Source organism: Rhizobium sp. 16-488-2b, from assembly GCF_017741815.1.
Classification (GTDB): Bacteria; Pseudomonadota; Alphaproteobacteria; order Rhizobiales; family Rhizobiaceae; genus Rhizobium.
In genome coordinates this window covers 18,428-41,668 of record NZ_JAGHMF010000046.1, presented here as the reverse complement: position 1 = coordinate 41,668, position 23,241 = coordinate 18,428, and the positions used below count along the sequence as shown (strand labels likewise).

The 23,241-nt window shown below is 58.3% G+C and carries 28 protein-coding genes; 24 read left to right on the top strand and 4 right to left on the bottom strand.

Annotated features, from left to right (window positions below; all coding sequences use genetic code 11):
- The first annotated feature begins 405 nt into the window (after positions 1 to 405).
- Positions 406 to 786 (top strand): hypothetical protein, encoded by a 381-nt coding sequence (locus tag J5286_RS30820; RefSeq protein ID WP_209215474.1) that lies wholly within the window; start codon positions 406 to 408, stop codon positions 784 to 786.
- Between the two features lie 17 nt (positions 787 to 803).
- Positions 804 to 1,289: a cupredoxin domain-containing protein gene (locus tag J5286_RS30815; RefSeq protein ID WP_209215472.1), complete on the top strand. Its 486-nt coding sequence runs from the start codon at positions 804 to 806 to the stop codon at positions 1,287 to 1,289.
- Positions 1,290 to 1,511: 222 nt separating this feature from the next.
- Here J5286_RS30815 and J5286_RS30810 read toward each other — a convergent pair whose 3' ends face one another.
- The 4 genes from J5286_RS30810 to J5286_RS30795 all read right to left on the bottom strand — a co-directional run bounded on the left by J5286_RS30810 (position 1,512) and on the right by J5286_RS30795 (position 5,074).
- Positions 1,512 to 2,021: a thermonuclease family protein gene (locus J5286_RS30810; RefSeq protein WP_209215470.1), complete on the bottom strand. Its 510-nt coding sequence runs from the start codon at positions 2,019 to 2,021 to the stop codon at positions 1,512 to 1,514.
- Positions 2,022 to 2,042: 21 nt separating this feature from the next.
- The gene (locus J5286_RS30805) at positions 2,043 to 2,558 is read right to left on the bottom strand and encodes an RrF2 family transcriptional regulator (RefSeq protein WP_209215468.1); all 516 of its coding nucleotides are present in this window, start codon (positions 2,556 to 2,558) and stop codon (positions 2,043 to 2,045) included.
- A gap of 13 nt (positions 2,559 to 2,571) precedes the next feature.
- Positions 2,572 to 3,924, bottom strand: a complete 1,353-nt coding sequence (repC, locus tag J5286_RS30800; protein WP_209215467.1) for a plasmid replication protein RepC — start codon at positions 3,922 to 3,924, stop codon at positions 2,572 to 2,574.
- An 805-nt stretch (positions 3,925 to 4,729) separates the two neighbouring features.
- Positions 4,730 to 5,074 carry a MarR family transcriptional regulator gene (locus tag J5286_RS30795; protein WP_209215465.1) on the bottom strand — a complete coding sequence of 115 codons (345 nt, stop codon included), beginning with the start codon at positions 5,072 to 5,074 and terminating at the stop codon, positions 4,730 to 4,732.
- A 250-nt stretch (positions 5,075 to 5,324) separates the two neighbouring features.
- Here J5286_RS30795 and trbB point away from each other — a divergent pair, with 250 nt between their 5' ends.
- From trbB to J5286_RS30685, 22 genes are all read left to right on the top strand, one after another.
- Positions 5,325 to 6,317, top strand: coding sequence for a P-type conjugative transfer ATPase TrbB (gene trbB, locus J5286_RS30790; RefSeq protein ID WP_247749737.1), 993 nt, complete (start codon positions 5,325 to 5,327; stop codon positions 6,315 to 6,317).
- The gene (locus J5286_RS30785; RefSeq protein WP_209215463.1) at positions 6,307 to 6,675 is read left to right on the top strand and encodes a TrbC/VirB2 family protein; all 369 of its coding nucleotides are present in this window, start codon (positions 6,307 to 6,309) and stop codon (positions 6,673 to 6,675) included. The genes trbB and J5286_RS30785 overlap by 11 nt, the downstream gene beginning before the upstream one ends.
- A complete protein-coding gene (locus tag J5286_RS30780) occupies positions 6,668 to 6,967 on the top strand; it encodes a conjugal transfer protein TrbD (protein ID WP_209215460.1) in 300 nt (99 codons plus the stop codon). The genes J5286_RS30785 and J5286_RS30780 overlap by 8 nt, the downstream gene beginning before the upstream one ends.
- Positions 6,968 to 6,970: 3 nt before the next feature.
- Positions 6,971 to 9,409, top strand: a complete 2,439-nt coding sequence (locus tag J5286_RS30775) for a conjugal transfer protein TrbE (RefSeq protein ID WP_209215459.1) — start codon at positions 6,971 to 6,973, stop codon at positions 9,407 to 9,409.
- Entirely contained in the window at positions 9,384 to 10,175 is a 792-nt protein-coding gene (gene trbJ / locus J5286_RS30770; RefSeq protein ID WP_209215457.1) for a P-type conjugative transfer protein TrbJ, read from the top strand. The genes J5286_RS30775 and trbJ overlap by 26 nt, the downstream gene beginning before the upstream one ends.
- A gap of 4 nt (positions 10,176 to 10,179) precedes the next feature.
- Positions 10,180 to 10,431: a DUF2749 domain-containing protein gene (locus J5286_RS30765; protein WP_209215450.1), complete on the top strand. Its 252-nt coding sequence runs from the start codon at positions 10,180 to 10,182 to the stop codon at positions 10,429 to 10,431.
- 19 nt (positions 10,432 to 10,450) lie between these two features.
- Positions 10,451 to 11,575 carry a P-type conjugative transfer protein TrbL gene (trbL, locus tag J5286_RS30760; RefSeq protein WP_209215448.1) on the top strand — a complete coding sequence of 375 codons (1,125 nt, stop codon included), beginning with the start codon at positions 10,451 to 10,453 and terminating at the stop codon, positions 11,573 to 11,575.
- A 40-nt stretch (positions 11,576 to 11,615) separates the two neighbouring features.
- Positions 11,616 to 12,278 (top strand): conjugal transfer protein TrbF, encoded by a 663-nt coding sequence (gene trbF / locus J5286_RS30755; RefSeq protein ID WP_209215440.1) that lies wholly within the window; start codon positions 11,616 to 11,618, stop codon positions 12,276 to 12,278.
- A gap of 22 nt (positions 12,279 to 12,300) precedes the next feature.
- Entirely contained in the window at positions 12,301 to 13,125 is an 825-nt protein-coding gene (gene trbG, locus J5286_RS30750) for a P-type conjugative transfer protein TrbG (protein ID WP_209215439.1), read from the top strand.
- Between the two features lie 2 nt (positions 13,126 to 13,127).
- Positions 13,128 to 13,586, top strand: coding sequence for a conjugal transfer protein TrbH (gene trbH / locus J5286_RS30745; protein WP_209215437.1), 459 nt, complete (start codon positions 13,128 to 13,130; stop codon positions 13,584 to 13,586).
- Positions 13,587 to 13,598: 12 nt separating this feature from the next.
- The gene (trbI, locus tag J5286_RS30740; RefSeq protein ID WP_209215436.1) at positions 13,599 to 14,927 is read left to right on the top strand and encodes an IncP-type conjugal transfer protein TrbI; all 1,329 of its coding nucleotides are present in this window, start codon (positions 13,599 to 13,601) and stop codon (positions 14,925 to 14,927) included.
- Positions 14,924 to 15,538, top strand: coding sequence for a hypothetical protein (locus tag J5286_RS30735; protein WP_209215435.1), 615 nt, complete (start codon positions 14,924 to 14,926; stop codon positions 15,536 to 15,538). The genes trbI and J5286_RS30735 overlap by 4 nt, the downstream gene beginning before the upstream one ends.
- Complete coding sequence (locus J5286_RS30730) at positions 15,538 to 15,774, top strand: hypothetical protein (protein WP_209215434.1); 237 nt, start codon at positions 15,538 to 15,540, stop codon at positions 15,772 to 15,774. The genes J5286_RS30735 and J5286_RS30730 overlap by 1 nt, the downstream gene beginning before the upstream one ends.
- Positions 15,775 to 15,785: 11 nt before the next feature.
- A complete protein-coding gene (locus J5286_RS30725) occupies positions 15,786 to 16,055 on the top strand; it encodes a Y4lK-related protein (RefSeq protein ID WP_247749736.1) in 270 nt (89 codons plus the stop codon).
- Between the two features lie 23 nt (positions 16,056 to 16,078).
- Positions 16,079 to 16,507 carry a helix-turn-helix domain-containing protein gene (locus J5286_RS30720; RefSeq protein ID WP_348529902.1) on the top strand — a complete coding sequence of 143 codons (429 nt, stop codon included), beginning with the start codon at positions 16,079 to 16,081 and terminating at the stop codon, positions 16,505 to 16,507.
- The gene (locus tag J5286_RS30715; RefSeq protein ID WP_209215433.1) at positions 16,504 to 16,809 is read left to right on the top strand and encodes a hypothetical protein; all 306 of its coding nucleotides are present in this window, start codon (positions 16,504 to 16,506) and stop codon (positions 16,807 to 16,809) included. Before J5286_RS30720 ends, J5286_RS30715 begins: the two co-directional genes overlap by 4 nt.
- Positions 16,810 to 16,938: 129 nt before the next feature.
- Entirely contained in the window at positions 16,939 to 17,769 is an 831-nt protein-coding gene (locus tag J5286_RS30710) for a GIY-YIG nuclease family protein (RefSeq protein WP_209215432.1), read from the top strand.
- Between the two features lie 14 nt (positions 17,770 to 17,783).
- Positions 17,784 to 18,500: a hypothetical protein gene (locus J5286_RS30705; protein ID WP_209215431.1), complete on the top strand. Its 717-nt coding sequence runs from the start codon at positions 17,784 to 17,786 to the stop codon at positions 18,498 to 18,500.
- Positions 18,500 to 19,105, top strand: coding sequence for a GIY-YIG nuclease family protein (locus tag J5286_RS30700; protein ID WP_209215430.1), 606 nt, complete (start codon positions 18,500 to 18,502; stop codon positions 19,103 to 19,105). Before J5286_RS30705 ends, J5286_RS30700 begins: the two co-directional genes overlap by 1 nt.
- Before the next feature lie 270 nt (positions 19,106 to 19,375).
- Positions 19,376 to 19,567 carry a hypothetical protein gene (locus tag J5286_RS30695; protein ID WP_209215429.1) on the top strand — a complete coding sequence of 64 codons (192 nt, stop codon included), beginning with the start codon at positions 19,376 to 19,378 and terminating at the stop codon, positions 19,565 to 19,567.
- A 67-nt stretch (positions 19,568 to 19,634) separates the two neighbouring features.
- A complete protein-coding gene (locus J5286_RS30690) occupies positions 19,635 to 22,508 on the top strand; it encodes an HsdM family class I SAM-dependent methyltransferase (protein ID WP_209215428.1) in 2,874 nt (957 codons plus the stop codon).
- Positions 22,474 to 23,226, top strand: a complete 753-nt coding sequence (locus J5286_RS30685; RefSeq protein WP_247749735.1) for a hypothetical protein — start codon at positions 22,474 to 22,476, stop codon at positions 23,224 to 23,226. The genes J5286_RS30690 and J5286_RS30685 overlap by 35 nt, the downstream gene beginning before the upstream one ends.
- The last annotated feature ends 15 nt before the right edge of the window (positions 23,227 to 23,241 follow it).

Here is a 23,241-nt window from a genome sequence, read left to right as displayed (position 1 = left end):
GGGGACCACCCACCCCGAAGGGGCGCGCGAATCCGCGTCAGCGAGATCCGCGCGTCCTGCACCGAATGAATGAGGGCCGGACCTGGCCGGCGCCATGATAGAGGGAAGGATGGGGGATGCCGGTTTTCGGCTTGCAGGGGAGAGGGGGCAGCGCCCTCTTTCCCCTCCCAAATCAAACAATGAGCATACCAGGCGAAGGCAGCGCAGCGGCCGGCGCCAGTTCGCGCGCCGCTTGACCGGTTTAACAGGGCAGCCGCAGGAGGTTTAGTATAGCGCCGCCCGAAGGGCGGAAACCGGGACCGACTGCCCCCGGCAAGCGGTTCTGTGTATGTTGGTGCTGACCAATTTTGCGCCGATCACGCTCCATCAAGGTCGAGGTGGACGGTAATATCGTGGAGGGGGAACATGAAGCGCGCAATTTCCAAGCTTCTTGGTACGGCAGCGGCGATCTGGTCATTGTCGGCCGCCGGCGAAGCGCAGGCTGCAACAGCGATCGAGATGCGGGATTGGTGCCGCGAGATCGTGCTCAAAATCGATGATCCAACTGCAACGGCAAGCACGTTCGAGGCTGGCTACTGCCTTGGTTCATTCATTACATTACGAAACACACAAACATTGAATGGACTTCCCCGCGTGTGCGCACCTGAAGATGCGACCGTAGGCGACTTCATGAGGCTTTATGTCCGCATGGTAGACGACATGAAGGCAATGCCGGCATCTCTGGCAGACAACTGGTTTGCCGCTGCGATCGTCATCCTCCAATACGAGTATCCTTGCCAGAATTGACCGAAGGGGCGTGGTACATGGAATTCTATGCTTTAATCATTTCTGCGCTGGCGCTAGCGGTGTCCTTGTTTGTTGCCGGTTGGACTGTATATCGAGATGCGATTCAGAAGCCGCGGTTCCGCGTAACGGCGGCCGTGAAGAGCATAATCCAGCAGGGTCGAGAACCCATAGGGCCGGACTTCTTCATTGAAGCCTTGAATCTCGGTCCGCTCCCCAACCGGATAGGTTTGGTCTATGCCCGACCTAGGTGGTTCGATAGGACATTTCGCCGGAAGTTGAGTGCGATGATAATGCACGACCCGGCTCATCTCGGGAATACCGCCGCCGGACAGCGCGTTGAAGTGGGTGACAGCGTGTCCTTTGTCTTCCCACTCAACTCCGATTTTCATGCAGAAGAGTTTGCGCAGTTCGGTGTGGCGGATGGGTATGGCGCGATCCATTGGGCCACGCGAAAGAACACCGCAAAGGCACTCAAAGCGGCTAAAGACAGGCTTGGGAGGTAATTGGCGCGACGGATAGCCCCCGAAGGCCGAGACGATCGACAGGCGGGGTTGGCTTTCCTAACATGATGGCGTCTCCGGCGGAGACGCCGGCAGGTCTTAGGAATGCCCCCAAGCATGGAACAATCGGCTTGGTAAGCCCCTCCAGGGCGGGGCTAGCCGGGTCGGGCCTTGGCCCGAACGCGCCCGGAAAAACCTGCTGCAGTTGCCGTGATCTAGGACTGTTCAATCGGCGGTCTGTGCCCGATAGAAAACGCCGCCATTCTGGAAATTTGAAGACCAAAGACCAGCTTTCTTCTCCCTGGCCTCGGCTTCGATCAGACCATAGCTCTCCTCGATCGGCTCGCCATTCTCTCTCTTGGCAATCGCCATTCCCTGTTTCAATGCAAGCTTGGCAATGTCTTCTCCGCTCGGCAAAAAGCACCGGCCATAAAACGTGGCATACTCGGCCGATCCTTCCTCTATGCACTTGATTTCATAGCCTAACGTGATCTGCGTAAGCCATCCTGCAGCGACGATCCCGCAAGGCCAACCGACACCGTTGAAAAAAGCCCTCTGCTCCAGATCACAGGTTTCGATTCCATAAAGCCGGACCCACAGGTTCGAACCTTGCATCTGGAACCGGCTGCCATCTGCCACGGAAACGAGCCCGGAACGGGACTGCGCTTCGGCTTGAACAGCTCCGGCCGCGATCAGGATCAGCGCCAACGCCCAAGTTTTTGGTTTCTGCATCATTGGCTGCCTTTTGATCCGGTCCTACGGCATCGCATTCGCTTCGGGCTGCCTTGTCTTTTCGTCGCTTTTCTCGGGACACTGCCGATTCCGGAACAACGCCGCGCGTTCACGCGCCGCGGCATCCGTTTCGGCGCTTCGCAATTGCGCCATGCTGTAGCCTTCGAAGATCACCATGATTTGCTCCTGCACATGCCGATACATGTTGCGCAGCGAGCACCTTCCATTGAGAAAGCACGCGCAGTCCGGAGATCGGTCGCATTCGGTGAATTTCCATCCCGCTTCCTGTTCGCCGACGGCGATCACTTCCGACACGCGGACGTTCGCCAGGTCGCGAACTGCTTTGACGCCACCGTTGCGGCCTCTGGTCGTGCGAACGAGGTTCGCTTGCGCCAGGTCGTTGATGAGGGTCTGCATGGAAAATGGAGAAATGGAGACGGCAAAGGCCAGCTCGGGCACTGGCACCAGTCGATCCTCGAGCTGCGCGGCCAAATAGAGCAGGATTTTGATTGCGTTGTCGGAACGCATCGACATTTGCATGGTGGATCTCCGCTTAGTTTCGGTATGTCGGGGTTGACGGCGCGCGGCGTTCTTTTCGCGGCTTCCGCCAATGGAAGAGGGAGGCCGGTAGATGAAGCTGGCCGGTTTCCGCCTTCGACAGCATCCCGTTCAGATAGGCTCCTGGGTTATCGATCAGTCCATCCTCATGTTTCTCGTAGATCAACGCGACCGCCGCGGCCGCGGTTTGTCGGCCAAGCATCCGGCAGGCGGCCGCCCAGGTCGAATCCGGGATCTGCAAGCTCGGTTTCGCAACTTTTTCGGCGGCGTTAACTATATCGTCCCATGTAACGCGCCCTCGGGAAACAATCCACTGCCCGAATTCCGGGCAAAGCACCATCAATGTTGGTGGATCGATCGGTCGTGCCTCGACTTTTGTCGGTTGCTCTGGCGTTTCGCCTCGCTCAGGCTTATTTCCTAAGCCATCTTCGCCGGCGGAGCCGGCGCCTATCAAATCGAGTTGTTCCGCGTCAGCGGAACGCCGCTTATCCCTGTACAAATCATGGATTTGACTCTCGGTTGTATTCTGTATGTGCGGCTCATTGGTGAACCCCAAGGGGCTCATATTCATGTCTTTCTGACCCTCTTGCCCTGCGCTTGAAGGGGCGGGGCGGGCGGCTTGATCCTCGAACTTGTCGGCGGCGGCGGCATAGGCCGTGCGGGCCCTTTCAAGGACGTCCGCGAGACGTTCGCATAGGTCTTCAAGCCGTTCCGTCGAGCAACGGCAGCGTCTGATAGCGGCAAGCTCGTCCAGCTCGTCGGCGCACTCGCGCCATGGGCCGGGAAGATCGTAGGCAAGGCCGGACTCGATATAGGAGGTCAGCATCTTCCGATCGCGCGTGAATTGGTGTGCCAGGGATCGGGTGTAAGCCTGACGGCGTTCCTGCGCCTCGGCCATCGCCTCGAGGTCGGGAGTCCTGATACCCAAGGGGGCAAGATCGATCCCGTAGCTCCGCTCAACCTCGATCTTGCCGGAGTGCGGATTGCGGCGCCCGACGCGGCGCCCTGATGGACTATCCTTGAAGGCGATCAGGCCAGTTTCGGCCAGCCGGCGCAAGGTCCGCTTCACTGTTGCGGGCGACGTGTTCAGTGCGTCCATGAGCCGCTGATTGTCTGGCCAGGCCAAGGGGCGGCTGTCTGCTTCCCAATCGCAGTCGCGGGTGAAGCTCAAGAGGCAGTTCATGAGCTGGATCGCCTGGGCATGGAGCCCAAGCAGTGATGATGCTTTGTTGAAGGCAAGGACGGCGCGCTTTTTCTGAACGGCAGTCTGCGTGCCCCATTGTTCGGCAAGGGTGTGGGCATTGTTTATTCCAGGCGTCATCGCCCGGAAACCGGTTGGATTTGACATAGGATCTCCTGTTGCAGGGCAAAGCAGACCCGTTCGCCAAAGCGGCGTTTGTGGTTGACAAATTTTCCGGAGAGACTATCTTCAAGAGCAAGTTTCAGAAGCTGCTCGGGGTTTGGCGACCCTGGGTTTGAAGATAGGCTCCGTCGCTTCGGCTTCGGGGCCTTTATCTTTTCTGGGCTGAGTTCAAACGGTTTCCTTTTATTGCAGTATTGTGATTTGGGTATTTGTGCCGGATTCGCTCCGGCGCGGCAACCCTGTCCAAGTCGATTAGGAAAATCTGCGGATTGGGATCATCCCAATGTGCGGACCGCATATTTTTTCTGAGGATCGGGACAAAATGAAACTGAGGACCGATCCGCAGGTACGCTAACGGTGTTAGCCCCGTCCGCTTACGGGGCAGGCCTCCGTGGCGCGAATCTCTTGCGCCATCGTAAGTCTACTCCGTTTTGGTCATATTCCAGTAACGATGTTCCTAACATCGGCCCTCCCGCGTATCAGACAGGAGGCCAGTGCAATCAAAAACGATCATGTCTCGATCGATTACGCTGGTCTGAAGAAGATGGGCGAGAGCACAGAGAATACGACTGTGGTCCATGCCCAGGCACGTGACGAGGAACGACACTTTGACAGGCAGTGAGTCGTTGGCCGCTCGGGCGAGCGCGAGCGTAACGGCGAGTTGGTCCACAAGTATTGCACGGTCACGCGCTAGATGCGCCGGCCGGAACGTTGACGATCGGTAAAAGCAAAGGTCCCATGGACCTTGAATAATATTGTCTCCGGTCGCCTTAGTCATTGGTTCCTATATTTAATTTCCCTCATTTAGTATTGCATCACGCAATATCTTCAATTCGGGCGTCTCTACGAGGCGAAGTGCAAACGCATGGCCGCGCCCCAAACGATTGTGAATCTGTTCTCTTGTGACCAGGCCGCGCTCGACCAGCCGGGTAACGAGCTTGTGCGTCTGTGAGGCGTTGAGGCCGTAGATCTCGCCAAGTCGCTGAGTGGTCAAAGGCTCCGGCTGATTTTGCAGGGCATTGATCGTCAACAGCACCGCGACTTGCTGCAAGCGAGAGGCGGCTGTTTCCTCCGGAAAGGCGTTTTCTACGATCTGCTTCACGAGATGCCAAATGAGTCGGTTGTGCGATTGCATCCGTTTTAACTTTCACATATAGAAAAGTCCAGCCATCGTTTTGATGGCGGGCTGCTTCTCCTTAGTCGCATTTTAGCGGCTAGGCGATGCTGCGTGTCTGGTGCAACTGTGTCACATACTCTCGGATTCCGTGTAAAAGTCGCCACCCTGAGTCATGTTTCCTCTGTCGCCGGGTTGACACATACTACTGGCTAACTCAGTAACCGAATTACTGGTTTGTAATAGGACTTGATGGCGAGAGGGTCTTCTTTTGAGCAGGGACGGAGCGAAGGAATCGCGCCGCAGGCTGGAAAACAGTCTTCGCGACGCACTCGGCAAAACGATCCTTGCCGCCCTCGATGACCCCAAGGTTGTCGAGGTCATGCTCAATCCTGACGGCACTCTTTTTATCGAGCGGATTGGTGCTGGCATGGAGCCGGCAGGCGAAATGAGCGCCCATGACGCCGAGGCGGTGATTGGCCGCGTGGCTCACGCGCTCAAAACCGAAGTCGACCAGGACCGACCGATTATCTCTGGTGAACTGCCCCTGGGTGGCCATCGTTTCGAGGGGCTTTTGCCCCCAGCCGCACCTTCTCCGATGTTCACGATCCGCAAGCGCGCATCGATGCTGATCACGCTCGACCAGTACATGACCGACGGGATCATGAGCGCGGCGCAAATCGCCGTCGTTCGCGAAGCGATTGCCAATCGGTGGAATATCGTGGTGTCGGGCGGCACGGGTACGGGCAAGACGACGCTCACCAACGCGATCATTCGCGAGCTGGTCGACGTGACCCCGGAGCATAGATTGGTGATCCTTGAGGACACCGCCGAAATCCAGTGCTCGGCGTCAAATCACGTCATCCTGCATACGACGGACACGGTGGACATGGGCCGTCTCCTGAAATCGACGATGCGGTTGCGGCCTGACCGTATCATCGTGGGCGAGGTGCGCGATGGCGCGGCCCTGACGCTCCTGAAAGCATGGAATACAGGCCACCCGGGCGGCATTGCGACGGTTCACTCGAACAATGCCTATGCCGCTCTCACTCGCCTCGAGCAGCTTGTCGCGGAAGTCAGCACCCAACCGATGCCCGAAGTCATCGGGGAGGCGGTCGATCTGATCGTTTCCATCGAACGTGCCCCAGGCGGGCGCGTCGTTCGGGAAATCCTCAAGGTCGAGGGGTTCCGCGACGGGAAATACCTCATCACGCCTATCGGCAACCACAAGTCTGAAACACAGGGAAAACTCCATGTCGCGTAAATTGCTGACGCTACTCGGCCTCGTTGCCGCTTCACTGATGATGATCGAACGGGCTCTTGCTGGCGGCGGCGGCGGGCTTCCCTGGGAAGGTCCGCTTGAACAGATTCAGGAATCCATCACCGGGCCGGTCGCCGGCGCCATCGCGCTTGCCGCCGTCGCCATTGCTGGCGGCATGCTGATCTTCGGTGGCGAGCTGAACGATTTCGCCCGCCGTCTGATGTACGTGGTCCTTGTCGCCGGCATCCTGCTCGGCGCAACGCAGATTGTCGGCCTGTTTGGCGCGGGCGGGGCGTCGATCGGCGTTCCGGAGCAAGTGGAAGCCCTCAAGCCGGTCCCTGGGGGACCGGCTAATGGCTGAGCAGGAAAGCCGTTTGGAGAGGGCGCGGATTCACCGCGCCCTGTCCCGGCCAACCCTGCTTTTCGGGGCTGACCGCGAACTGGTGCTGATCACCGGGCTTGCAGCGGTCATCCTCATTTTCGTGGTTCTCACGGTGGTATCGGCGGCGCTCGGCTTCGCGATCTGGATCGTGGTTGTCGGCCTTTTGCGCATGATGGCGAAAGCCGATCCGCTGATGCGCAAAGTCTACCTCCGCCACATCAGATACCGCTCGTATTACCGGCCGACTTCCACGCCATGGCGGAAATATTGACCGATGGTAGCTCTCTCCAAATTCCGCCACACCGGCGCATCGTTCTCGGACCTTCTGCCCTATGCGGGCCTGGTCGAAAACGGCATCATTCTGCTGAAGGACGGCTCGCTGATGGCGGGCTGGTATTTTGCCGGTCCCGATAGCGAAAGCTCGACCGATTTCGAGCGCAATGAAGTGTCGCGCCAGATCAACTCCATCCTCGCCCGCCTCGGTTCGGGCTGGATGATTCAGGTCGAAGCCGTGCGCGTTCCGACCACTTCATATCCGACCAAGGATCAGTCCTATTTCCCAGATCAGGTCAGCTCGTTGATAGACGACGAGCGGCGCCAGCGCTTCGAGACGGCCGAAGGCCACTACGAAAGCCAGCACGCCATCATCCTGACCTATCGCCAGCCGGAAAAGCGCAAGTCCGGCTTGGTGAAATATATCTATTCCGACGACGAAAGCCGCTCGACCAGCTTTGCCGACCGCACGCTTGAATATTTCCGTGCGCAGATCCGCGAGTTCGAGCAGTACATGGGCAATGTCGTCTCGATCCGGCGCATGCTGACGCACGAAACCGAGGAACGCGGCGGCTTCCGCACCGCTAAATATGACGATCTCTTCCAGTTCGTCCGCTTCTGCCTCGTAGGCGAAAACCATCCGGTTCGCCTGCCTGCCGTGCCCATGTATCTCGACTATCTCGCGACGGCCGAATTTCATCACGGCCTCTCGCCCATGGTGGACGGCCGATACATGCAGGTGGTGGCGATCGACGGGTTTCCGGCCGAGAGCTGGCCGGGCATTCTGAACGTTCTCGACCTCATGCCTCTCACTTATCGGTGGTCCAGCCGTTTCGTCTTCCTCGATCCTATCGAGGCCAGCCAGCGCCTGGAGCGCACCCGCAAGAAGTGGCTGCAGAAGGTTCGCCCCTTCACCGACCAGCTTTTCAAGACCAATAGCGGTTCTGTTGATCAGGATGCGCTTTTGATGGTGTCGGAAAGCGAGGACGCGATTGCAGCGGCCAATTCGCAGCTCGTCGCCTATGGCTACTACACACCGGTCATCGTCATGTTCGGCAATGATGAGGCCAAGCTGCGCGAACGCGCCGAAGCGGTTCGTCGCCTGATCCAGGCCGAAGGTTTTGCGGCTCGTATCGAGACCCTGAATGCGACCGAAGCATTTCTCGGAAGCATGCCGGGCAACTGGTACGCCAATATTCGCGAACCGCTGATCCACACCCGCAATCTGGCTGACATGGTGCCGCTCAACTCGGTCTGGTCCGGTGAAACGATAAACCCATGCCCCTTCTATCCGGAAGGTTCGCCGCCTCTGATGCAGGTCGCGTCGGGCTCAACGCCGTTCCGGCTGAACCTTCATGTTGGCGACCTCGGCCACACGCTGATTTTCGGGCCGACCGGCTCGGGTAAATCAACGCTCCTGGCCCTGATCGCAGCGCAGTTCCGTCGCTACAGGGATGCGCAGCTTTTCGCCTTCGACAAGGGCAAGTCGATGTATCCGTTGACGCTGGCGGTGGGCGGCGATCACTACGATGTTGGGGCAGGGGAGCATCTGACGTTCTGCCCTCTGGCGGAACTCGAAAGCGATAGCGACAAAGCTTGGGCCGCTGATTGGATCGAAACGCTGATCGAACTCCAGGGCGAGAAGGTCACGCCTGATCATCGCAACGCAATCTCGCACCAGATCGATCTTATGTCGAAGTCAGAGCGCCGTTCGCTCTCGGATTTCGTGTCGGGCGTGCAGATGCGCTCGATCAAGGACGCACTGCGCCATTATACGGTCGATGGCCCCATGGGGCATTTGCTCGACGCGGAACAGGACAGCCTCAAGCTCTCGAACTTCCAGACCTTCGAAATCGAAGAGCTGATGAATATGGGCGACCGCAACCTTGTTCCGGTCCTGCTCTACCTGTTCCGCCGAATTGAAAAGCGCCTGACCGGCGCTCCAAGCCTGATCATTCTGGATGAGGCCTGGCTGATGCTCGGCCATCCGGCATTCCGCGACAAGATCCGCGAATGGCTGAAGGTTCTCCGTAAGGCCAATTGCGCGGTCATCCTGGCAACGCAGTCGATTTCCGACGCGGACAAGTCCGGCATCATGGACGTCCTCAAGGAAAGTTGCCCGACCAAGATTTGCCTGCCTAACGGCGCGGCACGAGAGAGCGGTACGCGCGACTTCTACGAGAAGATCGGGTTCAACGACCGGCAAATCGAGATCGTCGCGACGGCCATCCCGAAGCGGGAATATTACGTTGTTTCGCCGGACGGCCGGCGCCTGTTCGACATGGCGCTCGGTCCGATCACGCTGTCCTTCGTCGGCGCCGCCGGCAAGGACGACATCAAGCGCATCGAGGAGCTGCACACCCACTACGGCGATGAGTGGCCGCGGCACTGGCTTCAAACAAGAGGAATCGAGAATGCTCACAAACTCTTTGCTTCGTAGAACCGCGGCGGGCGTCCTGCTCGCCCTTAGCATTTCCGGCTCGGCTCATGCCGGCGCCGCCACTGGCGGCGCGACCGAATGGACGCAGCTTTTGAACAATGTCCAATTGCTGGAGCAATCGGGGCAGGGTGTCACCCAGATCAACAATCAGGTGACGCAGATCACCAACCAGATGACGCAGATTCAGAACCAGCTCGACCAGTACCGGACGATGCTGCAGAATCTGGAAAAGCTGCCCGATAACATTTGGGGGCAGGCGCAACAGGACCTCAACAAGCTTCGTGAGCTCACCCAGCAGGGCGATGGCATCGCCTTTTCGATGGGTGGATTGGATGACGTTCTTAAGCAGCGTTTTCCGAGCTTCGAGGAATTCGCCAGCGGTGTTCAAGGCGGGGAAAATTACTCCGACCAGTATCAGAGTTGGTCTCAGACGAACCGGGACACGATCGGCGGGACACTGGCGCAAGCCGGTCTGACGGCTCAACAGTTCGATAGCGAACAGAGCACCATGCGCGAGCTGCAAACCCAGTCGCAGTCGGCAGTTGGCCAGATGCAGGCGCTACAGGTCGGACATTCGATCGCCAGCCAACAGGTCGAACAGATGCAGAAGCTTCGTGGCCTCGTTGCGCAGCAATCGACCATGATGGGCGCTTGGTATCAGTCCGAACAGGCCGCAAAGGATCTCGCGCAGAACAAGCGAGAGCAGTTCTTCAATAGCACATCGCCGTCCACCTCTGGCGGTCAAGAAATGCAGCCGAGGTGGTAAGCGCATGACTGTCGTTAAGCTCCCCATCGTCATCATGATTGCCCTCCTGTCCGCTGTCGCGGGCGGGGCCTTGTCCTATGTCGTCATTCCGAACACCGATCCGGAGATGAAGGCTTTGCTCGCTCGCCAAGTTGAGCTTGCCGAAGAGGAAGCCGCTGCGCGCAAGGCTGCGCAGGAAAAGGCCGGCGACTTCTTCAAGTCCAATCCGGACGACTATCCAACCTCGGGCGGCCAGAAAATGGCACCTCGTTTCTGAACCAGCAGAGGTTTTCAGCATGCGCGCCGCATCGATTTTGAGAATGGCGACCTTCGCCATTGCCGCCCTCGCTTTGGTTGAACCAGCCATCGCACAGGAAGGCAGTGTCCTCACCAATCTGGAAAACCAGGTGCGGTCTGCCACTCAAGGGTGGGAATCCACCGTCATGAACGCGGCCACTTCGCTGTTCTGGATCTTGGCGGGTATCGAATTTGGCATTGCCGCCGTCTGGCTCGCAATCGCCTCGCCTTCGCTCGACACTTGGTTTGCAGAGCTTGTGCGCCGGATCCTTTTCATCGGCTTCTTTCTCTTCGTCCTTCAGCAAGGACCGGACTTCGCAAAGTCGATCGTCGACAGTCTCTTCCAACTCGGCGCCGATGGCGGGTCGGCGTCTCCTGCGGACGTGTTCAACGCCGGTATCCGCGTGGCCTCGAAGCTCTCCGAGCAGATCAAGTTCGGTCTGTTCGAAGACAATGCCATGGCGATCGCGGCGGTTATCGCCGTCGCAATCGTGGTCATCTGCTTTTCCCTTGTCGCAGCAATCTTCGTCGCCGTGCTGGTGGAAATGTACGTCGGCCTGCTCGCTGGAATGATCATGCTCGGCCTTGGCGGTTCCAGCTTCACCAAGGAATTTGCGATTAAATATCTGGTCTACGCCTTCAGCGTCGGCATGAAGCTCATGGCACTGGTTATGATTGCGCGCATCGGCTCGGAAATCCTGATCGGATTGGCCGATGATGCGACTGCTGGTGAGGAATGGCTTGCATCTTTGATCATCGCCGGCCTTTCGGTCGTCGTCTTCATGATCGCTCTTCATGTCCCGAACATTATTCAGGGCGTCGTCCAGGGTGTCTCAACCAGCAACGGCATGGAAGCCATTCGCGGCGGCGCTCAAGTCACCACTTTCGGCGTTGCTGCCGCAAGTGGCATTGGGGCGGGTGTTGCTGCCGCTAGTGCTGCAAAGGCCGGCGGCGCAGGCGCTCTTAGTTCGGCCATGGCAGGCGCCCGGGCAGGGGTCTCGACCAGTGCCCGCAACCTGGCCAACGACGCCTTGAACAAGGCGGTTGGCCTGCATGGCTCGCGCGGAAGCGGCGGCCCGTCGATGGGGCTGAGCAATCCCAAAACCAAAAGCAATCAGAAATGAGCGGCATGGCCCGCGTCTCTCCAACATCAGGAATTAGGTCATGGCGAAGCTGAAAAATCCCGAAAATCCGTATCTCGCCGCGCGATACGAGTGGAATGAGCGGTATGGCAGCGCAACCCGCTCTGCCAACGCTTGGCGCACAATCGGCATCCTCGCCATGACCATGGCGGTGATCGGGTTCGGCTATGGGCTTTATCAGTCGAGCCAGGTCAAACTGGTGCCCTACATCGTCGAGGTCGACCAGCTCGGCAATTCCGTTTCGGGCGGCTTCCCGGCGCAGATCGAATATGCCGACGAGCGCGTTGTACGCGCCATGCTCGGCACGTGGATCTCGAACTTCCGTTCGATCACGCCCGATACCGTTGTCCAGAAGGGTTACATCGATCGCACATACGCGATGCTGCGGAAATCCGACCCGTCAACAGAGAAGGTCAACAACTGGTTCCGCAACAATTCGCCGTTTGACCGGGCGCGGACTGTCACCGTTTCGGTTGAGGTCAGCAACGTCGTGGCGCTCTCGAACAAGAGCTATCAGGTCGATTGGTCCGAAATTGAACGGGATCGCGCCGGCAAGGAGCTGCGCACACGACGCTGGCGCGGAGTGGCGACCGTTACACTATCGCCACCTCAAGACGAGGCTATCATTCGCCTGAACCCCATCGGCCTTTACCTCCAGGACTTCGACTGGACGGCCCAACTTTAGCAAAACGCTCGCGGAGAGAGTGATGTTCAATATGATGAAATTGCGCGCGAGCGTGTGCGCTACAGCCTTGGTTTTCAGCTCGGTTGCCCCGAGCTTGGGACAGTCGGCCGACTTCAACGCCAACAAGGGTGTTGGCATTTCCGGGCAATGGCAGAATGCCGGCGCTGTGATGACCAAAGGCCCGGACGGGCAGGTGATCTATCTCTATGGGGAGACGCAGCCGACGGTCGTTTGCTCCCCCCTGCAACTGTGCGAAATCCAGTTGCAGGCCGGAGAAGCCGTGCGCGACGTTCTGGTGGGCGATACCGTGCGCTGGCAGGTCGAACCGGCATCTTCCGGTTCACCGGAAGGCCAGCGCATCAGCCTGATCGTCAAGCCGGCCGAAGCCGGGCTCAAGACGTCCATGGTCGTCACCACGTCGCGGCGAACCTATCACATCAATCTGCAATCCCATGGCTCCCGCTACATGGCTCGCGTGGCTTTCAACTACCCGGAAGACATTCGCAAGCAGCTCGAGGTCGTGAACCAGCGGATCTCCGACAGCGTGATCCCCGGCGCCGGTGTTCCCGCCGAAAACCTGAACTTCAATTTCTCCATGTCGGGCAGCGCCAGGTGGAAGCCGACGCGCGTCTACACGGACGGAACGAAGACCTATATCCAGTTCCCTGGCCACCTGGGGAGCGGCGATGCGCCGGTCCTCTATGTCGTTTCGGGCGGGCAAAACCAGATCGTCAATTACCGGCTCAACAACAATATGATGGTCGTCGACTATCTGATCGATCGGGCCATCCTCGTTTCCGGCGTTGGCAGCCGCCAGCAGAAAATCACAATCAACAGGAGGGGATAGTCATGTCTGACTTCTCCATGAAAATCGCGCGCGCTCTTGCCATCGGCATCATGTCGGCCTCGCTCGCGGCCTGCACCACGACAGGGGGCTATTTCTCTCCTGTTGCCAGCATGGACGCGGCCCAGCTCGATAGCATCGCGGCAGATGCCGTCGCCGGCGACATGGTTGCAAAGCTTGCCGAGAATGTCGGACCGGGAACCGGAACGATCGCTCTCAAAAGCGACGATTCCGCTTTTGCGGCATCGCTCGACAAGCAACTGCGCGGCTGGGGCTATGCCGTCGATCCGGCGGCAACCGGCGCGGGCGCGATCCCGCTTGCCTACACCGTCGATACGGCTGATGGACAGGTCCTCGTGCGTCTCTCCACGCCGACCGTTGAACTGGCCCGTACCTATTCGACTTCGACGGGCGTTGCCGTTCCGGCAAGCCCCGTATCGGTCATGCGCCGCGCCGAAAGCTAAGAGGACCTGGCTATGAGTTCGATTGATTTGAATGCCGGTCCTGATGAAGACCGCCCGAAGATCCGGCGTCTCAACAGATTGCCCATCTTCATCTTTATCGGGCTCGCGGTCGTCTTTTTTGGCGTTATCATTTGGGGCCTGTCGCAACGCGGCCTCATGAGGGGCGGGGAACAGCCGGACCAAACCCAGGGGCAACCTGCGAGCGATTTTGCCGATGAAATGAAACGCGGCATTGGTGACGGCATGATTGGCGAGCCTCGGCCTGATCCGGTCATAATTCAGCCGTCAACGGAAACGGCTGTCGAAGAGGATCGGCCGGCCGTGAACCCGTTCCAACCGACGACGCGGCAAGAGACGGTCCAGCAGACGACATTGGAGCCGGAAGCCGATTGGCGCGAACGTCTCCTGCGGGAGCAGGAAGAAGCGTTGCTGCGCGAGCGCCATCGCCAGCAGCTTGCGGCAATTCAGGCTCAGAGCAATGCTCGCAACAGCCCTATGGCGATCGACATCACCAACCTCGACGGGGCTCAACAATCTGGTCAGCAACAGGGGCAAGGGCAGGGGACAACGCTTGCCGGTACGGGCGGCATGTCCGACCTCTATGCCGCCGCCATGCGCGCCGGGCTCGGTGGTCAAGCCGGGGCGGGCGATCAGAACAATCAGGCTGGAAAGCAGGCCTTCTTTAATCAGGACGTGGCCGATCTTGGCTATCTGCCAAATCAGGTCGTCCCGCAAATGTCGCCCTATGAGCTCAAACGGGGATCGATGATCCCCGCAACGCTCATTACCGGCATCAACTCCGATCTTCCCGGGCGCATCACCGCCCAGGTTCGCCAGAATGTCTATGACAGCGCCACCGGCCACCGGCTTCTGATCCCTCAAGGGACGAAGCTCTTTGGCCGATATGATTCCGAAGTCTCGTTCGGTCAGCAACGTGCGCTCGTCATCTGGACCGATATCATCTTCCCGAACGGTTCCACGCTGCAGATCGGCGGCATGGCAGGCGTTGATACGCAGGGCTATGGCGGCTTCCGCGACAAGGTGAACAATCATTTCTGGCGCACCTTCGGTTCCGCCATTCTGGTCGCGGCGATCGGGACCGGCATCGACATGGCCTTGCCGGAAAGCAGCACCAATGCCTTCGGTGTCTCGCAAGATCAGCCCGAAGATGCGGCCCGCCGCAACTTCGCGGAATCGTTCGGCCGCGTGGCGGACAAGACCATCGACCGCAATCTCAATGTCCAGCCGACGTTGGAAATCCGGCCTGGCTACAACTTCAACATTCTCGTTGACCAGGACATCGTGTTTCCGGGTGCATATAACACGGGAGGCGAGCGATGATCGCACTTGGTCGTGCCGGAATTCGGCTTCCCATCATACTCGGCACGGCCGCTCTTTTGAGCGGCTGCCTCGCGCCGGAGGAGTTCAATGCCACGATTGACCTTTCGGGCTATTCCTACTCCGTTGAACTGGATGGGCGTCTGGCAGACCCCCGTTATGTGAAGGCCCTGCAGGATGGGCAGGAGATCCCGCCCGACGCTGATGAGAAAATGAAGGGCCAAGAGGCCCTGGCAGCGACGATGCCGGGAATGGAGCGGTTCGTCTATGTCGGTGAGGGCCGGTTTGATCTGGCAATGAGCCTGGAAGGCGAACTTACTGAATCGAATCCGGCGATCGGTTTCCCCGCCACCAAGTCACGGTCCGGCAACAATTTCCTGACGATTGAACGTCAGGACGATGGCTCGGTTGTGATCTCGACGCCGTTGGTGCCGAAACAGGCTTTGGCTGACCTCAACTCCATAGGCTTGCCGGCGACTGGAACCGTCACCGTCACCGTCAAGGGCACGGTTCTGGAACAGAACGCCGACGAGGAGGCCGGGCAAACCTATAGCTGGCATCGGAAATCCTGGGAGGATCGCGTGTATCTGAAGCTCGATCCGGGCGAAAGCTAATGAGCGCCTTTCCGAACAACCGGCAACCTCTCTCCGAACAGCGGAGATTGGACGCCCTTCACGATTTGGAGCTGATTGTCAGAGGCGAAGAGGCCAGCATCACATGGCGGCGGGTTTGCGTCTTGCTCGATAACGAGCTGGCCGAAATCAACCATCCTGTCATCGCACAGGGCACGAGTTGGGGGTTGAACCTCACCCAGGGCGGGTTTCGTTTCATCGATGGTCAAACAACATAGGAGCATTTTCTATGACGGCAGGCGCAAGCAAGGCAATGGCACAGGCTGATATCCCTTTGTTTGTTCAAGACGTGATCAATACAGGCTGCGATATCTGCGCCATTGGCCACGACGGTTATGTTGTCGGCGATTCGGACTTGTCTGAAGAAGAGTACGACATTGCAGCGCCTGAACTTGAGCGGATCAAAGAAAGGTATGGCGATCGCGATTTGCTTCGACAGGAAATCGCTGAGCATCTTCGTTCGATTGGGAGATATGTCGACCTTGGTTCGCCAGCATAAGTGAGGAGATTTGCGTGCCGAGTGTGCCCGAGAAAAAAGTACCTGACCCGATCGATGTTCATGTTGGATTCCGTATCCGTATGCGGCGCGCTTGGTGCGACATGTCGCAGGGGACCTTAGCCCGGGCGATCGGCGTGACCTTCCAACAGGTGCAGAAATACGAGAAGGGGACCAACAGGGTAAGCGCAAGTCGCCTCAAAGAGATAGCAGCCGTTTTCGACGTGCCCCCCGCGTACTTTTTCGAGGACATGCCCGACCGGGAAGGCGCGGCCCTCATCCCCCCGGTTGATAGAGAGCTGACGGACTTTCTGTCCACCGCTGAGGGTTTGGCTTTGAACCGGGCATTCGCGCGTATTGAAGATAAGACCGTTCGTCGGCGCTTTGCCAGCCTGGTAAGAAGCCTTGCCGCTCTGCAGGAATCTTCTGAGGAGCAGGAGGAGGAACCAGCTTGAGCCGGTACACTGTGCGGGTAACCGATGGGACTGAAACCGATCCGGAGGCGACTATCGGCTTTGATCCTCCGTTGCGAACCTTCTTTCTCCAGGCGTTTCCTGACCCGGATACGGATGAGTGCGCCCTTTGGCTCGGCATGAGTTTGGAGGAATTCCCGACACTGGAATCCATCATCGAGCAGGCACGAAAAGATGGATACGAGATTCACGAATTATCCCATGAGGTGATCATGGGGATGCTTAAGGATGCCGGACCGTGGCACCCGCCAAGCCTTGGCGAACGCCTCGGCATTGTGCGTTAGTTCGATGGGGCTCGGCCCCGGTAGGGACGAACGGCCAGCGTGACTTGGCATCTCTCTAAGAAAAAGACGGCCAATTGAAAATCACCGCAGAATACTGCATTTGATCTATCAGGGACGGGGATAGATATCGTGCTTTCATTTGCGAATTTACTCGATCTGGCCGGAATAGAGCGCAGCGCCGTTAGGCTGCTTCGCCACCAAGACAATCGTCATACCGGGTTTCTCTCGCCCTACGCGCTGTGGCGCGATCATCGAGACCAGTTCGAGGCATATCAGGCGACGCAGGCCATCGGGGATGCAGCCCGACTGCGAGCGCCATATTGGGCGTCATTCGTCGGGGTGCCAGGCCGGGAAACGCTTTTCGTGGGGCTCTATTCGGCCGAGCTCGTCGGTCTGCTCCCGGCCGATCGGACGCATCCTGTGACAGGCGGGGTCGAGGAGGCAGGAAGCTGCAATCTCTATAAGCTCGAGCAATTGCCAGAATTGGCGAACTTCGCCGGTCGGCTGTGGATCGAATGGGGTAGTGGCTATCGCTCATGGATTCAGCGGGGCGATAGCGTTCCGAAACCAATTCTAGAGCTGCGCCGAAACTTGGGTGAAGATCCTTTTCCCGGCTTTCAAGCCCTCATTCTCAATCTGTCAGAGATTGAGACGATTCCACCGACATGGGCAGCGGCATTGGCGACTACTCGCGGAATCTACCTTCTGACCTGCCCTCGAACACGCGAACAGTATGTTGGCATGGCTTCTGGCATCGATGGCTTTCTCGGCCGATGGAGAGAGTATTTTGCCAACGGGCATGGCGGCAATGTCGGCTTGAAAAGCCGCGATCCCAGCGATTATCAAGTGTCGATTCTCGAAACCGTGGGGACCGGGGCAACGCTCGCAGATCTCGCCGCGATTGAGGTTCACTGGAAACACAAGCTGCAAAGCCGCGAAATGGGGCTCAATCGAAACTAGGAGCAGGGGGCTTTATGCGCGACCAATACGCCGGCGACGTGAGCGACGTTCTCAAGTTCGCTTTTTTGCGATCGCTGGCGTCCACTGACCGGACGCTTGGGGTTGCGTGGTATTATGCGCCTGGTGATGATGGTCGACCGGATGGGCGGCATCTGGAGTGGCGCGACGAACCGGCCTGGCGGCTCCTAGACGCCGAGCTACATGCGGGCCTGTCTTCGCTGCCGGCCCGAAGCATTTCCGCTCTTGAAAGCGCACCGATCTGGCCCGCAGGGTCGATGTTCCACCGTGAGCCAATGCCGACGCGCCTAGCTCGCGCCGAATGGGGAAGCCGGAAGCGCGAAATCCTTGCTGGCGCGAACTTAGTTTTTCTCGATCCGGACAATGGCATTGGTGCCGAGACAGAAAAGCACGCGACCTATGCCGAGATACGGCGGTTGCGTCGGCCAGGTCGCGCGTTGGTGTTCATCACCTTTCCCGGCCGCAGCATGAAGCACGATGATCTGGTGAAGCACCTGCATTCGAGGCTTATCGATGAAACGGATGCTGAGGGCGCCGCTACCCTCCGAACCAACGTTTCCGTTCCCCGCGCTTCGGGCTCAAGCTCGTATGTGCAAAGGCAACGTTGGTTCACCATCGTTGATCCCGATGCCAAACTCCTGGTGCGTGCCGAGAAGTTCGCCGCGGCGCTGGCAATGATCCCTCGGGTTCGCGCGACACTGGATCAAAGCTGATGACCATATCTGCGCAAATCCGGGCGCTGGCCCTTGAGGGCCTAGAAACGGCCGATATCGCTAAAAGATTGGGTATCCGATATCAGCATGCCTACAATGTGTTGAAACAGTCGAAACCCTCCATCGGCCCCTTGCCGGCTGAGGGTGACGGGGTTGCCATAGAAGTGACGCCGGCGCCCAAGTCGCCCACCACGGCGGGAAAGCCGCCTTTGCCTGTCGAAGCGCTGACCGACGGCGGTTTCAAGCTTGCTGGCCGCTGGATCCTCTCCAGTGATGGCAATCTCGTTCTTGAGACACCCGTGCCGCGAGATGTCGGCGTCTATGCCTTCGTTAAAGCCGGGATTGCGCAATACGTTGGCGTCGCGACCATGGGTCTGTCCAAGCGCCTGTACTTTTACGGTCGCCCCGGCATTTCCCAGCGAACCAGCCAAAGGCTGAATGCAATCCTCAAGGCCGAATTGCTGGGTCCGGACGCAATTGAGATTTATGTGGCATCGCCGCCCGATCTCGAATGGAACGGCTTGCCGGTCCACGGTAGCGCCGGGCTTGAGCTAGGTATCATCAAGAAATATGCGCTGCCCTGGAACATGCGCAGCGCCCGATAGCGGGCCAATTCAGCTTGCTTTGGGATGCCAATCGTGCATACTTTATTCTTTAATATCAATGGTTTAGTTCCATAACGTATGTTATGCGACTCAAAAAAATGGCACAGGGTACATTCTATTTCCAAGTGCGACTTGCCTCTCGCCTCATCGCGGCGTGGTTAAAGAAAGCCAGCTTTCTGCTTTTATGTATTGCAAGAAATACATACATATGGAAGTTTGGTGCATGTCAATGCGGCCGGGCTACGTCGATCGCCATGTGAGGGATGCCTAATGGCTGACAAGCATGCTGTTATAATCAGCGACCAAAGCGGCGTGGGAACCGAGAAAGGCATCTCGCTCAATTTCAAGGTGACCGCAGAGTTCAAGAAAGAATTCAAAGGGTTCGCTGTCGCTCAGGGGATCAGCATGACGGACCTTCTCAAGGAAGGTTTCGCTCTCTCCAGAAAGAACCGGCAAAAATGATCATCTCATGGGTCAAGGCCGTGTGCGCTGTTTGTATCGAATCAGCGCAAGCACCACGTCAGCCGCAATGACGATCGAGGCCCTAAACAACTCCGAAGCGACGGTCGACTGGCTGTTCTCTATCGGTGAAGGCCGCGGCCTGCCCGCAGTCGACGGTTTACTGGCGGTCGATGGTTATGATCCCAAGGGGCGGTCGCCGGAAGAAGTCGCCATCATGGAGAAGGCGCATTCCTACGGTGCGCGCGCAGTGTTTTTTGAGGCGGAACGACACGGCCGGTCGCCGATCGCGCAAGCATTCATCTTCGAATCAACCGACGAGCTTGACGACGCTCGGTTCGCAGAACTGCACAAGCGTCTGTGGAGCTGGGGCGGCGTGCCGCTCGTCTATCGCGCTGCGCCTGGCTGCATACAACTCTTTCGCTGTGCTCACGAACCTGATTTTGTCGGGTCCGGCGATGTCGCCGTTTGCCGTCCGATCCGCACGCTGTTGATTGGCGCAAAGATTGCCGCTGAGGAGATCTGGTGGGACGCTGCTCGAATTCGAAACGGGACGATCTGGGATGATCCCGACACCTGCAAACTTATGCTTTCGGCCCAGAAGGCGGCGCACAGAACATTGGTCGAAGAGGTGCGCGCGCTGGCAAAACAACTCGCGGAACGGCGGCTGCTCGCGCCTCGACTACGCCGCCGCCTGCTCATCCTGTCACTGCTGATTGCCTATCTAGAAGAACGATCGGTTCTCCAGCCGGCCGATTTCGGCAAGGCCCGCGAGGGTGCCAGCCGATTTTTCGAAATTCTAGGTGATGGCGCAGCGTTGGTTACGCTGCTCGAAGCGCTCGAAGAGCGTTTCAATGGCAATATCTTCAGATTAACTGATGAAGAGCGTGCGGCTCTGGCGGAAAGCACCGAACTCGCCAGTTACGCGCGCCTCGTTGAAGGTTATGAAGATAGCAGCGGCCAGCTCAGCCTCTGGCGCCTGTACTCCTTCCGCGATCTGCCGGTCGAGTTGATCAGCAATATCTATCAGCTCTTTGTGAAGGACGCGTCGAGTTCCATTTACACCCCTCCCGCCCTAGTACGGCTCATGCTGGAAGAGGCGCTGGGTTGGGACAGACTCGACAAACTGATGGCCGGCGATGGGGTAATTCTCGATCCGGCCTGCGGGTCGGGAGTTTTTCTAGTCGAGGCCTACAGGCGGCTCGTTCTGCACTGGCGCTGGCGGAACAATTGGGCGCGTCCAGGCATCGACGAACTGCGTCCGCTGCTCCAGCGCGTGCATGGCATCGATCTCGAAGAGGGTGCTGTCGAACTGGCCGCGTTCAGCCTGTGTCTCAGCCTCTGCGATGCGCTGCAACCGGAAGAGATTCGCTCCAGCGTGAAGCTGTTCCCGCCGCTAGCGAATGTGACACTGCACCATAGCTGCTTCTTCGAAGCGAAGGCCAAGGGAATGATCAATGCGCCGGTCACGGCGATTATCGGCAATCCACCCTTCGAATCATCTTTGACGACCGATGGGGCGAAGCAAAGCTACGCCGCCTACACGCAGGCGCATGGTGCTTTGGCAGACAAGCAACTCGCCTATCTTTTCCTGCACGATGCAATGGAAATGCTAACACCGGAAGGTGTAATAGCGATGGTCGAGCCGTCAGGCTTTCTCTATAATCAGCATGCACTTGCTTTCCGCCGTACTTTCTTCACTCGCTGGAAGGTACGTGAGATCCTTGATTTCGTATCGGTACGCGGACTGTTCAAAAAGGGCGAGGCTGACCCGAAAATCGTAGTGGTGATTGCGGAGGCTGCGACGCCGGCGCCCGATAGTCGTCTGCTTCATGCTGTGTTTCGCCGCAATGGCCGCGCCACAGCCGAGCAGGGTTTCGACATCGATTATTACGACCTTCATTGGCTCCGAAATACTGATGCCGAACAGTCCCGAGATGTCTGGCGCGCTAATCTACTCGGCGGCAGCCGGGTCCGCGCTCTGATTGAGCGCCTGCGCAATTATCCGACACTGAAAGACTTCGCCCGAAAGCGCGGCTGGGATTTTGGCGAAGGCTATATCGCCGGGCTCAAGGGTATCTCCCGCCCTGCTGACCATCTTGTTGGCAAGGCCTTGCTGCCAACCGAAGCGTTGTCGGAAAACGGAATTGATGCCCAGTTGTTCGAGACAGTGCCCAATCAACCGATAAAGGACACCAAGCGGACTGCTCGATTCACACCGCCATTTTTGCTTATCAAGGAGAACGAGGATCTCCATCATGCACTGTGGACCGGTCACTACTTGACCTACAAGCACCGGATCGTGGGATTCGCCGCTGGCCAAAAAGAGCTTAGCCGCCTTGCGGAAATCGAGGATTGGCTACGTCGTGAGCGTACTGTTCTTAAAGCGTTTGTCGCTGCCGTCAGCGCCAGTCTCTTTGTGCAGCGCGCTACGGCAATCTTGAGTGCTGATATCCTAGCATTGCCATATCCAGAAGATGGCGATCTCGATCTCAGTCAGAACGAGCGCATTGTCGCTGAGGATATCGTTGATCATCAGCGTGATTTTATTCGGCTCGGAACTGCTGCGCCAGTGATGCGAAAGGCATCCGCCGAGGCACTTGACGCTTTCGACGAGGTATTTACCAGCCAACTCAATGCCATTTATACGCGCAAGCCAGTACACGCCCTACAATCTCAGCAATGGTCGGGTGCCATCTGCAGGCCTTATGTGTTTGGTGATGGCGCAGTCGATTGGTCCGACGCTAATGAATTGCGCAACTATCTTGACGCCCTACTCCATGAGCGTCGCGGTTCCGGCCTGACTGTCACACGTATCACCCGACTGTACGACAAGGGTTTTGTGTTTCTGCTTAAACCGGACCGTCATAGGTACTGGACGCGATCGATCGCGCTTCGTGACGCCGACGATGTCCTCGCTGACCTTCGCGCGCAGGGATTCTAGCGTGCTGGCGGATGAAGGAGAACGCCAGACGCATGCGGGAGCACTTGACACCGGAGCCCATCTTCCCGGTGAATGGTTCAACTCGCTGGTCGGATTCATAGGTAGCGTTTTGCCACAGTGGCGCGATGATCCGGCGAGAACCGCCCAGACCGCGGAGACCGGACTAACGGCGCAACTCTGCTCGCGCCTCACCAGCGTGAGCCGTCATACTCCAGGCTGGGATTTCCTACAGTTCAAACGGGAAGAGCCGGATGAGACAGACGGTCGACGCTCAATCGACCTCGCGGTGGCGCCTAGCGGGTCGGTGATCTGGATCGAAGGCCGCGAATACACTGAATATCAGACGCTACTTCCAATCGAGTGCAAGCGGCTACCGACACCTTCAGGGACCACGCGCGACGAGCGTGAGTATCTCTACAGCCGGTTCAGCACTACAGGAGGCATCCAGCGCTTTAAAGCGGGCCATCATGCCGCTTCCCATGCACGTGCCGCAATGATCGGGTATGTGCAGGACCGCGACATTCTCGCCTGGGCTGCGCAGCTTGACCAATGGATTGAGGGATTGGAGAGTGACGCTATTGACGGCTGGTCGGTTGCCGACAAGCTAGCGCTCATAGAGCATGATGCCGCATCCAAGATCGCATCGTTCCGGTCCGATCATACTCGGCGTGCTGGGCTCGTCGGTATCAGGATTGATCACCTCTGGATCGAGATGTAGAACTGGCGGCATGAT